The sequence below is a fragment of the Catenulispora pinistramenti genome (assembly GCF_018274385.1).
Classification (GTDB): Bacteria; Actinomycetota; Actinomycetes; order Streptomycetales; family Catenulisporaceae; genus Catenulispora; species Catenulispora pinistramenti.
This window is the reverse complement of the sequence record NZ_JAAFYZ010000267.1, coordinates 1-13082: the sequence shown is the minus strand read 5'-3', so window position 1 is coordinate 13082 and position 13082 is coordinate 1. Positions and strand designations below refer to the sequence as shown.

Genomic DNA, 13082 nt, shown 5'->3' with positions numbered 1-13082 from the left:
GCACGTTGTTCACGCCGAAGGCGGCGCGGAGTCGGCGCGGGGTGCTGATCATCGGGCTGGTGGTCGTGGTGGTGCTGGGTGGGAGCGGGCTCACGTGGGCCTTGTGGCCGAGCAAGAGCAAGGCGCCGGTCGTCTCCAGTCCGGAGCATGTGGTGCCCGGGACGTTGCAGGCCAGCATCCTGACACCGGATGACGTCAGCAAGGCTGTCGGGACGACCGTCATCGCCGGGTCCGCGGTGAACCAGCCGCCGGCGGCGCTGACCGCGGATCCGGCCTCCTGCGCGATGGCGGTGGGGCCGGCCACGGTCTCCGGCTACACCAAGGGGTGGACGGTCTTCTACTCCACGACGTATCAGGACTCTGGTGGTACCGGCGACTACACGGTGACCCAGACGATCGGTGACTACGGCGACCCCGGGCAGGCCGGTGCGGTGTTCCAGGCTCTGGGTCAGGGGGTCGCGGCCTGTCCCTCGGCGACGCGTACCGACCAGAACAAGAACACTGTGAAGTGGAACTACAGCGTCGAGGCCAACACGCCGAACCAGTTGGCCTGGACCGCGGCGCAGGATGCCGGGGGCGGGTGGGCGTGCTACCGGCAGGCGAGGTTGAAGGGTGCGGCGGTGTTGCAGGTCGCGATCTGTGAGGGTGGCGATGGCAAGACCGCGGCGGCGAAGGTCGCCGATGCCTTCGAGGCGAAGGTGAGCGGGTAGCCGTGGGCGGCATGTCGAGACGGCGGGGGCTGCGTACGCGGCGCCTCGCCGCAGCTCTTGCTGCCACCGCTTTGACCGCGGGCGTCTCTGTTCCGGCCGCGCACGCCGCGCCGCGCAGAGGCGCTCCCGCATCGGCCAGCGCCGCGGCCGGCACGGTCTACAACTGGCACCTGGCGCAGCTCGATGACCCCACGGCGCCGCCGGACGTGCCGGATCCCATCGGCAACGCGTCCGCCCAGATCCAGTCCGAGGTCGACGACTACAACTCCAAGGCCCAGGCCCTGCAGACGCAGTCGGCGAACCTGGCGAATGACGAGAACTCGCTCCAGCAGCGTGAGACCGATCTGGAGAACCAGGCCAATCAGGTCACCAGCCAGGAGTCCGACCTGGAGGGCCAGGTCACCTCGATCGAGAGTCAGATCACTGATCTCAACAACCAGATCAGTGCGCACAACGCCGAGCCGCACGAGTTCGAACTGCCAGAACAACAAGCCGCGTACGACGCCTACAACGCCGAGGCCGACGCACTGAACAGCCGCAGGTCGGCGCTCCAGTCCCAGGCGGCGTCGATCCAGTCCAACGTGACGAACCTGCAGAACGCTGAGACGTCGATCCAGACGAAGCAGACGCAGCTCCAGACCGATGTGCAGACGCACAACGACGCGGTCGAGGCGTTGCAGGGGCAGGCCGCTGATCTGGACGGCGAGCGGCAGAAGATCCTCGGCGACGTCGCGGAGCTGGAACAGGAAGCGCTGGAGCCGCAGACCCCCGCCTACGACGACACGCCGGGCGGCGATGCGACCGACCCCGCCGCCGACTCCGACCAGGGCCCGCCGGACACCGTGCAGTCGGAGCCGGCCGTCAGCGGCGGCGACTCGGCCGAGCCCGGTGGCACGACGTATGAACCGGCCCCCGGCGAGGGCGGTTCGCAAGCGGCGCCGTCGCAGGAGGTGACCGAGGCCCCGGTCCGCGCGACCCTTTCGCCGGACGCGGTGCGCTCGCTACCCGCCGACGAGGCCGCACACCTGGACCCGACCACGACCTACGAGGGGTTGATCCCGGAAGCCGACGGAGACTACGCGCTGGCGGAGACCGAACCGCCCGCCGGAGAGTCGCTGCCGCCGGGGCAGAAGGCGTTCGACGACGCCATCGGCAAGGGCGGTGAAGCCACCGCGGACCTCGACGGTGACCAGATCACCATCGACCACGTGGATCCGGTGGAGGAAGCCCCCTCGAAGGATGTCGGCGGGGACACACCACGGCCTGCCCCGCGCGCCGCGGGCGTCCCGGAAGCGGAGGGACCCGGGCCCGCGGTCAGCCTCAGCCGGCTCCAATCCCTGCTGGACGACGAGGGCTTGGGCGGCGACGCGTCCGAGTTCGACCTCGAATACTCGCCGTCCATCACCGATGAGGAGGGGGAGCCGGCCTTCGGCGACGTGCCGACAGACGCCGAGGGCAATCCCGAGCTGGGCGCGGACGGGAAGCCGATTCTGCGCTTCTCCGACCTCGGGCTGCAGAACGAGGAGCAGGCCACCGAGACGTTCGGCAGCGAGGAACGCGAATACCTCGAGGATGAGGACGAGGCCTCCTCCTGCCTGAGCCACAGCTTCATCGGCAGCACGCGGGTTCTGATGGCCGACGGCACCGCCGAGCCGATCACCGACGTCCGGGTCGGCGACCTGATCGCCGACGCCCAGCCGGGAGCCGGCGGCACCGAGGTCCACCGCGTGGACCAGGTACACGTCACGACCACCGACTCGGCATTCGTCGACGTCGAGATCGGCACCCCGGACGGCCCCGCGACGATCACCGGCACCCGGAACCACCCCTACTACGACGCCAGCGTCGGCACGTTCGTCGACGCCGGTGCGCTCACCCCCGGCGATCGCCTGCAAAGCCCGATGACCGCGGACGTGACCGTCCGCGGGGTGCGTCCGCACCTGGGTCCGACGGTCACGTACGACCTCACCATCGACGGGCTGCACACGTACTACGTGGTCGCGGGCAGCACCCCGGTACTCGTCCACAACGATTCGTGTGGCGCGAAGAGCGGGAGGATGCCCAAGACGAACAAGCCGATCTACGGCCAGTATCCGGACGTCGGTCAGACATCGCTCTATGAGATCAACGATCCGATCACCGGCAAGATCCTGAAGTGGGGAATCACCAACAACCCAGCGGGCCGCTACACCTACGGGGACTACACCGATTGGGCCCGGAGGTACGGCGGCGCCTATCAGATGAACATCCTCAGGAACTTCGACACGCAGTACGATGCCGCAGCGGTGGAACGCTACATGACGCAGCGAATCGGTGGTCCCGAGAACTTCGAGAAGTGGAAGAACTCGGTGCCCAACACCCTTCCGTGGGACCAAGTGCTCAAGAACGGGATCACAGCGTTGCAGTCCGGCGCTCTGGATCCGTAGAGCCGGGCTCAGTGATCCTTTGACATGGCCCAATCAGCACGCTGATTGGAGGCGAAGTACCGCGCGGCGGGGGTCCCCACGCCGGTGGTGTCGCGGCGCCGAGGGGCGCGGCGGTGACGTCGTGGCCCGAGCGGCCGACGCCGCGACCACCACCGGCTCGGTATGAGCGAGCACCTTCTGGACACTTTCGGATGCTACGGTGCCGAATCACAGATGGAATTCATGGAAATGGAAGGGGAAGCCATGGTTAACAAGGCGGACCTGGCTGCCGAAGTGGCGGAGCGCCTGAGCGGCGCCGACCCCGACGCCCGGCAGTATGTGGATGCGGTGTTCGACGTCATCATGGGGCACGTCGCCGCCGGGGAGCGGGTGCAGATCATCGGCTTCGGCACCTTCGACCGCGCCGAGCGCGCCGCCCGCGTCGGCCGCAATCCGCAGACCGGCGCGGCGATCCAGGTCCCGGCCGGAGTCTCACCGCGGTTCCACGCGGGGCAGACGTTTCGGAGCCAGGTGACGGACGGCTCCTCGGCGGCGGCTCCGGCGCCGGCTGCCGCGGCGGAGGTGAAGCAGGACACTGCGAGGCCCGCCAAGGCGAAGAAGGCCAAGGCCGCGGACAAGAAGCCGATCAAGGCGGTCGCGGGGAAGACGGCGAAAGCGGCGGCCGACAAGCCGGCCAAGGTGGCGGTCGCCGAGCCGGTGAATGCGGTCGCGGAGAAGCCGGCTGAGGCAGCGGTCGACAAGCCGGCGAAGGCAGCAAAGGCGACGGCGACGGTTAAGACGGACAAGAAGGCGGCCAAGGCGGCGGCCGAGAAGCCGGCGAAGACGACGGCCAAGCCGGCCAAGAAGGCCGCGAAGGCCGCAGCCGAGAAGCCGGCGAAGGCCGCAGCCGAGAAGCCGGCGAAGACGGTGGCGGAGAAGCCAGCGAAGGTGGTGGCGGAGAAGCCGGCCAAGTCCGAGAAGAAGGCCGCGAAGGCCACGGACAAGAAGGCCGCCAAGCCAGCCGACGGCAAGCCGCTCAAGTCCCTGAAGACGGTGAAGACGGTGAAGAAGCCCGCCAAGGCCGGCAAGAAGTAGAACCCGCTCGTGATGACCGCGGGCTCCGGGTCCCGCCCGGAGCCCGTTCACGGCACAGCGGCCTGGCTTCCAAGCCCAACGCCACGTCATCGGGCCCCGCGGCAAAAGCTACGCTCGAGCAGCTCGCTGACCGGAGGCTGATTCCCGTCCGCGGGGTAAGGGCCTGCCGGTGGTCACCACGTCTCTCCGGCCGGTAGCTCCAGGCCGAAGGGAATCCCATGTCGAAAATCATCGTCGCGGCACCGCCGGTATCCGGCGAGTCGGCCCCCGTAACGGCTGACCATCGGCTGACACTGACACTAACGCCAGGTCAGGCGATGCCGGACCCGCGCCGGATCTGTAGCGCGAGCCCTCACCCCTGCCGGGTAGGGGCTCGTGGCTTGTTACTCGTGGACCCCGGCGCCGCCGTCAGGCCGGCTTCGCTGTCAGGGCAGCTTCGCCGCGAGGTCCGCCACGATGTCGCCGAACCGCTCGACCATCAGCGACAGATGCCCCTCGCCCGGCTGCAGATGCACCGTCGCGCCGGACACGTTGCCCGCCAGCCAGCGGCCGTGGGCGAACGGGACCATGCGGTCCTGGTCGCCCTGCCAGATCGAGACGGACGTCTTGACGTCGTCCAGGGCGAAGCCCCAGTCGTCGATGAACGCCAAGTCGTCGTCGCGCCAGCCCTCGACGCCCGCGGACAGCGCCTTGCGGAACAACGTCGCGCCGTACTCGGCGAACGAACCGTTCAAGGCCCGGCGGTCGGCCTCGGCGATCAGGTCGCCCAACGCGGCCGCGACCTGCTCGGCCTGCACCTGCGCGTAGATCGCCGCCTGCGGACTCAGGTAGGCGGTCAGCTGTTCCACCCCGGCTGTGGCCGCGTCGAACTCCTCGATGTTCTCCGCACCCATGCCGTCCAGCCAGTCCAGGCCTTCGGCGGCATACGGGGCGACGCCGGCGATGGTCGCGGCGGCGGCGCACCGGCCCTCCAGCAGCGCGGCGCAGGCCAACGCGTGCGGGCCGCCGCCGGACCAGCCGGCGGTCACGAACCGGTCGGCACCCAGCTCGGCCAGCAGGGCACTGACATCGTCGGCCGCCGACGCGATCGTCCGGCCGGGCCGCGGCGACGACTCGGCGTATCCGGGACGGCTGTAGACCACCGTGCGCAGACCGTGGTGCGCAGCGGCCTCGATCATCGGATCGAACAGGACCGCGGCGCACGGCGTGCCGTGGTGGAAGATGAGCGGCGTTCCGTCCGCGGGCCCGGCCACCAGGTATTCCAGAACCCGGCCGTCTGGAAGGCGAAGACTGGTCATGATGAGGAAACTACCCTGGAACCGCGGTCGTGAAATCCCCGCCGAGATAGCGCACCTCGGGATCGTCAGGATCTCCCTGCCGGCCGAGGAACCGTTGGGCGAACACGGATGAATCGTCTTGAGGTTCGTACCCGAGCCGACGCCCGGGTTCCAGGTCGGCCCAAGCGGTCGGGTTCGCCGAGACGCCGTAGACGATCTCGTAGCCGAGGTCCGGCACGCTGGCCAGCGCGTGGAACAGGCGGACGGCGTCGGCGGGGCTGAACCAGGTGTCGAGCATCCGTCGGGTACGGGGTTCGGGGAGGCAGGCGCCGATCCGCACACACGCCACCTCAAGGCCGTGCCGGTCGTGGTAGTAGGAACCGAGCGCTTCCCCGACCACCTTCGACACCCCGTAGAGCGTGTCCGGCCGGGTCCGTTCGTCGATTCCAAGGCGACGGTTGGTGAAAGTCGATCGTTCGTAGTACCCGACGACGTGGTTGGTGCTGGCATACAGCACGCGCGGCACCCCGGCCCGCACCGCCGCTTCGAAGACGTGCCGGGTGCCGTCGATGTTGGCGTGCAGGATCGCGGCGAAATGGTCCTCCACGGGGATCCCGGCCAGGTGGATCACGACATCGACGTCGGCCATGGCCGCCCCGACGGCCGAGGGATCCGTGACGTCGCCGACGACCCACTCGGCGTCGCCGGGATCGTCCGGAATCCGCAGATCCAGACAGCGGATAGTCCAGCCGAGCCCGGCCAAACCAGTGCGTAGGAACGTCCCCACTCCCCCGGCGCCGCCGGTGATCAGAATCCGCCGTCCGGCGGGCCCGCCCGAGTCCTCAGTCATCACCGGTGCCTCTCTGATCGCCATCGCCTCACTCAGTTTTCCCCGCTCCCCGGAAGGTCCCGCGGTAGGTCTGCGGCGACACGCCGATCGCGGCATGGAAATGGCCCCGCAGCGAAGCCGAACTACCGAAGCCGCCGTCGCCCACTGAGCGCGGATGAGCACGAATAGGCGGGGATGAGCGGGGATGAGCCCAGGTCAGCGCGGGTGAAGGCAAGTACGCGCGGCGTGGGCGAATGAGCGCGGACCCTCCGTGTTGACTCTCCCCTAACGGGAGCATCGAGAGTCGAGTCATCGGCGAACGAAGCCTGAAAGGAGAATCCGCGTGAGTGCGAGGAACAAGCCGGTCGGCCCGGATGCGGGAGGCCGATGATGGCCGCGATGCTGAGTATCGGGGAGTTCTCCCGGCTCACCCACGTCAGTGTCAAGGCACTGCGTCATTACCACGATGTGGATCTGCTGCCCCCGGCCCGGATCGACCCGGACAGCGGATACCGCTTCTACGCCACGGCACAGGCCCCCACGGCCCAGCTCATCCGGCGCTTCCGCGATCTGGGGATGCCGCTGGACCAGGTCAAGCTGGTGCTGGCGGCGACCGATCCGGCGGCCCGCGACGAGCTCATCGCCGACCACCTGCGCAGCATGGAACGCCAACTAGAGCAGACGCAGACCGCGGTGTCCTCGCTGCGCCGGCTGCTGGAGGGCGGTGGGCCGCCGGCACTGGACGTCACCTTCCACAGCCCGACGGCCACCCCGGCGCTGACGGTCACGGCGCGGCTGGCCTGGAACGACGTGTTCCGGTGGCTGCCCGACACGTTGACCGACCTGCGTCGGCGGCTCGGTGCCGATGCCGGGCTGCGCGGTGGTCCGGACGGCGCGTTCTACAGCGCCGAGCTCTTCGAGTCACACATCGGCGAGGTCACCGCGTTCATCCCGCTCACCGCCGACGCGGGTCTGACCGGCGCCGCCAGACGCACCGGCCCCACCGGCCCCGCCGGCGAAACGCTGCCAGAAGGCCCGATGGCGGTGGCGGTGCACAACGGCCCGCTGCGCGAGCTCGACCGCACCTACGCCGCGTTGGGCAGCTTCGTCGCCGAGCAGAGCCTGGGATCGCACACCCGCACGGCGATCCGGGAGAACTACCTGGTCGGCATGTTCGACACCAAAGACGAGCACAGCCTGGTCACCGAAGTGTGCTGGCCGGTGCTCTCCACCCGAGGAGAAAAGGAATCATCATGACGAACCGACTTCACGCCCTCACCTTCGACTGCACCGACGCCGCCGAGCTCGGCAGGTTCTGGGCCCGCGCGCTCGGCCGGGAGCTGGATCCCGGCGCGAACAAGCAGTTCGCGTCCATCGGTCTGCACGAGGCCGCCCCGACCGCGCCGGGCTGGTGCTTCGCCCAGGTCCCCGAGGACAAGGCGGGCAAGAACCGGATGCACCCGGACCTGCTCACCGAGGACCTGGAGGTCGAGGTCGAGCGGCTGATCGGGCTCGGCGCGCGGCACCACGCGGACGTCGAGATGGGCACCATGCGCTGGACCACGCTGCAGGACCCGGAAGGCAACGAATTCGACGTGATCGCCGCGTGACGGCCGTGCCGGCATGAGCGCACGCGAGCACGGCTATCGCGGATCCATCTATCGACCCTTCATCAGGAGACCCATCATGACTGACAGCAATCTGTTCTTCGCATCCGTCAACATCGGCTGCGCCGATCCCGGAGCCCAGGCGAACTTCTGGGGCAAGGTCCTGGGCCGCGAGGTCACCGCGGGCGTCACCGGCGGCACCATGACGGTCGGCGACACCGACCCCGGAGGCCGCCCCCAGATGGTCTTCTTCCCGGCCCCGGAGGCCGAGCGGATCGTCGGCGGATTCGTCCCCACCCTGCTCACCGAGCAGCACGACGAGGAGTCCGAGCGGCTGACCGGCCTGAACGCCAAGGTGCTCGACAAACTCACCCTGGGGCCGATCCGCCTCAGCGTGTTCGCCGACCCGGAAGGCAACCGGTTCCAGCTGGCGACCTTCGTGGGTGAGTAGCCGCCGGATCACCTGTAGCAAAGCCCTGACTCAGCCCACTGAGTCAGGGCTTCACCGCTGCGGTCAAGCGCCGCTCATCGGGCCTTCGCCTGCTGCGAGAGCTTGCCCTTGCGCAGGACGAGGATCCGGTCGGACTGCGCGGCGAGCTGCTGGGAGTGCGTGACGACCACCACGCACTTGCCTTGTTCGTGGGCAAGCTCGCGGAAGGTGTCGATGATGCCCTGGGCCGTGTCCTCGTCGAGGTTCCCGGTGGGTTCGTCGGCGAACAGGATGTCGACGTCGCAAGCCAGGGCCCGGGCGATGGCCACGCGCTGCTGCTGCCCGCCGGACAGTCGCAGGACATTGCGCGTCGCCGTCGCCTTGTCCAGCCCGATCCGTTCCAGCAGCTCCAGGGCGTGGGCCCGGCGGCTGCCGGACGCGGGCTTCACGCCGGTGATCTCCATGGCCGCGGTGACGTTTTGCAGCGCCGTCATGTAGGTGAGCAGGTTGTAGGACTGGAAGACCGTGGCGGCGTGCCGGTTGCGGTAGCGGCCCAGTCCCAGTTCCCTGAGATCGCGGCCCTCGAAGCTGATGGTGCCCTTGGTCGGGGTGTCCAGACCGCTGGCCAGGCTGAGCAGCGTCGTCTTGCCGCTGCCGGACGGGCCCAGGATCGTGTAGAACGTGCCGCGCTCGAAGGAGTAGGTGATGCCGTTCAGGACCGCGCTTCTGCGGCGCTGGCCCGAGTAGGTGTGGCTGACGCTCGTGAGGCGCAGCAGGGGCGTCGCGGTGCCGTCGGCTGCGGTCGCGGTGGCTGCGGTCGCGGTGGCTGAGGTGGCGTCCGCTGCGGTGGCGCCTGAGCCACGACTGTCATCGGATGCGGTGGCACCGGAGCCGCGACCGTCATCAGAAGTCGCGTCGGTGGCCGCGTCAGCAGTGGCGTCGGTAGTGGCGTCGTTCATCACGCTTCACTTGCCCTTCGTGAGGATCGTGCGGGGACTGAGGCGCAGCAACGCGGTCGCCGGGATCGCGGTGGCGAGCAGGCCGATGCCCAGCCCGACGCCGCCGACCGCGATCAGGTCCGTCGGGTCCAGGACCACCGAGATCTTGTCGACCGGATCGGCGTTCGGGACCGGCTGGTCGTTCGGGTCGATGCCCTGGCCCAGGCCGGTGCTGCCGGGCGGCGGCGGCTTCCACGCGGCGATCTTCTGCTTCGCGGCGGTGGCGTCCCGCCCGAGCAGCCACTGGCCGGCGCTCCTGGTCAGGCTCGGGGCGATCAGGGAACTGAGACCGACGGCCAGGATCGCGACCGCGGCGATCTCCAGGACCTGCTGCCCGATCAGCTTGCGCTTCTTCTCCCCCATCGCCAGCAGCACGCCGTACTCCTTGCGGCGCTGCTTGACCGCGAGGTTGGCCAGCAACGCCAGCACGGCCGCGCCGGCCAGGCCCATCAGCCACATGGCCAGGGTGGCCGTGCCCCGGATGCTGCCCAGCGGGCCGGTCATCTGCTGGATGGCCTTGGTGTTGACGTCCAGCGTGAAGGGGTCGAGCGCGGAGCCGGCGACCTGCTTGGCGCCGGCCTTGAAACCGTTCTGCCCGTCGGCGTCGCGCAAGATGAAGGTCGCGCTGCCCACCGAGAGCGGCCCGTCGCTCTCGGAGCCGAGCGCGGTCAGGCCGCCGAGCGTCGTGTAGAGCATGTTGGCCGGGCTGATCTCGTAGTCGGGGTCGGAGTCGCTGGTCGCGCGCGAGTCACGGAAGATCCCGCTCACGGTGAACACGGCCGTGGTCTTCTCGTCGTTGCCGATCAGCGTGAGCTTGTCGCCGACCCGCAGGTGGTTCTTCGCGGCGAGCCGTTCCTCGATCAGGACCTCGTGCTTGTCGTGGTCGGCGGGCCCGATCGGGGCACCGGAGACCAGGGTGAGCTGACCGCTGCGGAAGTTCGGCAGCACGGAGCTGTCCCGGACGGCCAGGTCCATGGTGCTGTTGTCGTTCGCCCCGCCCGGGCTCGGGGGCCCGCCGGCGACCAGGGTCGCGCCACCGCTGAGGAACGCGCGGTCGAACGTCGTATAGGTGTAGCTCTGCACCTGGGGCAGCGCGCCGATCTTGTCGACGGTCGCGGCCGCGATCGAGGGGGCCTGAAGGCCGCCGCCGGCGCCGCCGATCTTGCTGAGGTCCTGGTTGAGATCGACCTCGGCCCCGACGGACCGTTTCACGCTCTGCTCGGCCCGGGCCGTCCCGTGGTCGATCAGCACACCGGCCAGCACCATCACCGAGATGGCGAGGAAGGTGGCCAGCGTGATCAGAGTCCGGCTCTTGCGGGCCCACAGGCTCAGCGCGGCCCGTTTGACGAAGTTCATAGGACGTCGGTTCTCCCGGTTCGTTTATTCGGTGTCGCGGTTCGTTATTCGGTGTCGGTGAGGATGGAGCGGGGGTGCAGGCGGAGGATCCCGATGCCCGGGAGGACCGTGGAGACCAGGCAGATGCCGAGCCCGATGGCGGCGACTTCGGCGACGGCGGCCGGTTCGAGCCGGATCGCGGAGGCGCTGACCGCGGGGTGCGGGCCGAGCAGCGCGTGCCCCGCGGACGGCCCGGCCAGCGCCCCGATCAGCGTGGCCAGCGCGACGGCGGGCAGCGCCACGGCCGTCATCTCCAAGACGTGCTGGCCGATCAGCTTCCACTTCTTCTCGCCCATCGACAGCAGCACCCCGAGTTCGGTACGCCGCTCGCGGATCTGGAGCACGACGATGAGCCCGAGGACCAACGCCCCGGCCCCGGCGATCACCCAGACGATCAGAGCGGCGAAGGCGCCGACCCGCTGGATCGGGCGGACCTGGTCCCGATAGGCCTTGTCGTTGACCGCCACGCTGAACGTGCCCGTGCCGAGCAGCCGGTCGGCGGCGGCGGTCAGCTGGTCGGCCTGGTCCGGTGAGCCGACCCGGTAGACGGCCTCGGTCACGGCCAGCGGTCCGGTGCTCAGGGCGCGCGCGGTGGCCAGCGGCACGTAGACCGCGTTGCCCGGCAGTTCGTGCGGCGGCGTCCACATCGGCGGGTCCGGTGTCGGGTCCTGGAAGACGCCGACGACGGTGACCGGGACCGTGTGCTTGCCGTCGGTGGAACGGGCTTGGACGACGCTGCCGACCGTGAGGCGGTTCTTCGCCGCCAGCCGATCTTCGACCATTGCGACGTCGTGGCCGGCGTCCTCGGGGAGGATCCCCCGCCCTTGGAGGACCTTTGTCGATCCGTAGGAGAAGGGCAGCAGCAGCCCCGAATCCCGGACGCCGTTCACTTCCAGCGGGCCCAGATCCGGACCTGAATCCGGGCTTTGATTCCCTGCTCCTGCCCCGGTGCTGGCGCCGGCGCCAGGCTTCGGCATCGGGGAGACCAAAGGCGTGAGATCGCGTGCTCCGGCCTGTATTGCGACCTCCGGGTTGTACCTGTGCACGACGTTGGAGGCGCCGAGCCGGTCGGCCAGCTCCGGGGTGAAGCCCGCCGGTTTCCCGACCGTCACGTCGACTCCGATGTCGGTTTGGGCCGCGGCCTCCTGGCGCGCCGCCGCGCTGCGTAACAGGAATCCGCCGAGCAGCAGCGTGCAGATGACGGCGAAGATCGCCAGCAGGGCGACGGTCCGGGAGGCTCTGACGACCAGGCTCAGGCCGGCGCGCTTGACGAAGTTCATGGGCCCTGATGGAAGCAGCGCGCCGCGCTCGGCTGGATAAACCCGTTACAGCGGCATAAGGACCGCCGTGCACAACACCCCGACCAGCCGAAACGCGCGCCGCGATTCTTATCCGGCTGTAATCATGATCATGGTTTGATAAAGCCATGAGAGTCCTGGTGGCCGAGGACCACCGCGTGCTGGCGCGCACCGTCGCCACCGGGCTGCGCCGCGAGGCGATGGCCGTCGATCTGGCGTTCACCGGCGCCGAGGCCGAGCGGATGTGTCTGTTGACCGCCTACGACGTGCTGATCCTGGACCGCGACCTGCCGGTGCTCAGCGGTGACGAAGTGTGCCGACGGCTGCGCGAGCTGACCGACCCGCCGCAGATCCTGATGCTGACGGCGGCCGGGGCACTCGCCGACCGGGTCTACGGTCTGACCACGCTCGGCGCCGACGACTATCTGGGCAAGCCCTTCGATTTCGGCGAGTTGGTCGCTCGCGTGCGGGCGTTGAGCCGACGCGCGCACCGGCCGCCGGCGACTGTTTTGCGCTCCGGGAACATCGCCTTGGACGAGACGCGCCACGAAGCGTCGGTGGACGGCCGCCGGCTGGAGCTGACGCCGAAGGAGTTCGCCGTCCTGCGCCTGCTGCTGGCCGCGCGCGGGGCCGCCGTCCAGCACGACGAACTCGTCCGCAGTGTCTGGGACGAACACCAGGACCGGCGCACCGGCGCGGTCCGCGCCACGGTCAGCCGGCTGCGGGGCAAGCTCGGCGATCCGGGTGTGATCGTCGCCGACCGACAGGGCGGCTACCGGCTGTGCGACTGAGTCCCCGAGGTATGAGCCTCGATCCTCGAACCCTGACCAGCCGCCTGCCCTTCCGGGCCCGCCTGGCGACCTCCTTCGCCGGGCTCTTCCTGGTGGTCGGCGCCGCGTTGCTGGCCTTCGTGGTGGTGCTCGCCCGACACGGCACGGTGCAGCACGTCCAGTCGATGCAGGCCATGTACGTCGACACACCGGCGTTCGACCCGTCGCAGTTCTCTGCCACGGGTGCCACCGGCGCCGACCACCAGGA

Annotated in this window: 12 protein-coding genes and 1 pseudogene; 8 read left to right on the top strand and 5 right to left on the bottom strand. The window is 69.4% G+C overall.

The genetic code is table 11. From position 1 onward, the window contains the following. The 3 genes from KGQ19_RS42750 to KGQ19_RS51475 all read left to right on the top strand — a co-directional run. On the top strand, positions 1 to 710 hold a 710-nt coding region (locus KGQ19_RS42750; protein ID WP_212020301.1), incomplete at its 5' end, for a sensor domain-containing protein. Positions 711 to 721: 11 nt separating this feature from the next. Continuing rightward, entirely contained in the window at positions 722 to 3136 is a 2415-nt protein-coding gene (locus tag KGQ19_RS42745; RefSeq protein WP_212020299.1) for a polymorphic toxin-type HINT domain-containing protein, read from the top strand. Between the two features lie 243 nt (positions 3137 to 3379). Further along, the gene (locus KGQ19_RS51475) at positions 3380 to 4210 is read left to right on the top strand and encodes an HU family DNA-binding protein (protein ID WP_212020297.1); all 831 of its coding nucleotides are present in this window, start codon (positions 3380 to 3382) and stop codon (positions 4208 to 4210) included. 425 nt (positions 4211 to 4635) lie between these two features. Here the strand turns inward: KGQ19_RS51475 and KGQ19_RS42735 are convergent, their stop codons facing one another. Continuing rightward, positions 4636 to 5508: an alpha/beta fold hydrolase gene (locus tag KGQ19_RS42735; protein ID WP_212020295.1), complete on the bottom strand. Its 873-nt coding sequence runs from the start codon at positions 5506 to 5508 to the stop codon at positions 4636 to 4638. Between the two features lie 10 nt (positions 5509 to 5518). Further along, the gene (locus KGQ19_RS42730) at positions 5519 to 6337 is read right to left on the bottom strand and encodes an NAD-dependent epimerase/dehydratase family protein (protein WP_212020293.1); all 819 of its coding nucleotides are present in this window, start codon (positions 6335 to 6337) and stop codon (positions 5519 to 5521) included. 378 nt (positions 6338 to 6715) lie between these two features. Here KGQ19_RS42730 and KGQ19_RS42725 point away from each other — a divergent pair, with 378 nt between their 5' ends. The 3 genes from KGQ19_RS42725 (at position 6716) to KGQ19_RS42715 (ending at position 8374) form a co-directional block, all read left to right on the top strand. Then, positions 6716 to 7573 (top strand): MerR family transcriptional regulator, encoded by an 858-nt coding sequence (locus KGQ19_RS42725; protein ID WP_212020292.1) that lies wholly within the window; start codon positions 6716 to 6718, stop codon positions 7571 to 7573. Continuing rightward, positions 7570 to 7926, top strand: a complete 357-nt coding sequence (locus KGQ19_RS42720) for a VOC family protein (protein WP_212020290.1) — start codon at positions 7570 to 7572, stop codon at positions 7924 to 7926. The genes KGQ19_RS42725 and KGQ19_RS42720 overlap by 4 nt, the downstream gene beginning before the upstream one ends. 76 nt (positions 7927 to 8002) lie before the next feature. Further along, on the top strand, positions 8003 to 8374 hold the full coding sequence (locus tag KGQ19_RS42715) for a VOC family protein (RefSeq protein ID WP_212020288.1): 372 nt from the start codon (positions 8003 to 8005) through the stop codon (positions 8372 to 8374). A gap of 74 nt (positions 8375 to 8448) precedes the next feature. Here the strand turns inward: KGQ19_RS42715 and KGQ19_RS42710 are convergent, their stop codons facing one another. The 3 genes from KGQ19_RS42710 to KGQ19_RS42700 are packed head-to-tail and all read right to left on the bottom strand — an operon-like array spanning position 8449 to position 12026. Then, on the bottom strand, positions 8449 to 9312 hold the full coding sequence (locus KGQ19_RS42710; protein ID WP_230420319.1) for an ABC transporter ATP-binding protein: 864 nt from the start codon (positions 9310 to 9312) through the stop codon (positions 8449 to 8451). A 6-nt stretch (positions 9313 to 9318) separates the two neighbouring features. After that, positions 9319 to 10707, bottom strand: coding sequence for an FtsX-like permease family protein (locus KGQ19_RS42705; RefSeq protein ID WP_212020286.1), 1389 nt, complete (start codon positions 10705 to 10707; stop codon positions 9319 to 9321). A 44-nt stretch (positions 10708 to 10751) separates the two neighbouring features. Further along, positions 10752 to 12026: an ABC transporter permease gene (locus tag KGQ19_RS42700; RefSeq protein ID WP_212020284.1), complete on the bottom strand. Its 1275-nt coding sequence runs from the start codon at positions 12024 to 12026 to the stop codon at positions 10752 to 10754. A gap of 146 nt (positions 12027 to 12172) precedes the next feature. On the opposite strand from KGQ19_RS42700, the gene KGQ19_RS42695 reads away from it, so the two are divergent. After that, entirely contained in the window at positions 12173 to 12835 is a 663-nt protein-coding gene (locus KGQ19_RS42695; RefSeq protein ID WP_212020283.1) for a response regulator transcription factor, read from the top strand. A gap of 11 nt (positions 12836 to 12846) precedes the next feature. Beyond that, a pseudogene (locus KGQ19_RS42690) lies at positions 12847 to 13082 on the top strand (two-component sensor histidine kinase); the annotation flags it as partial.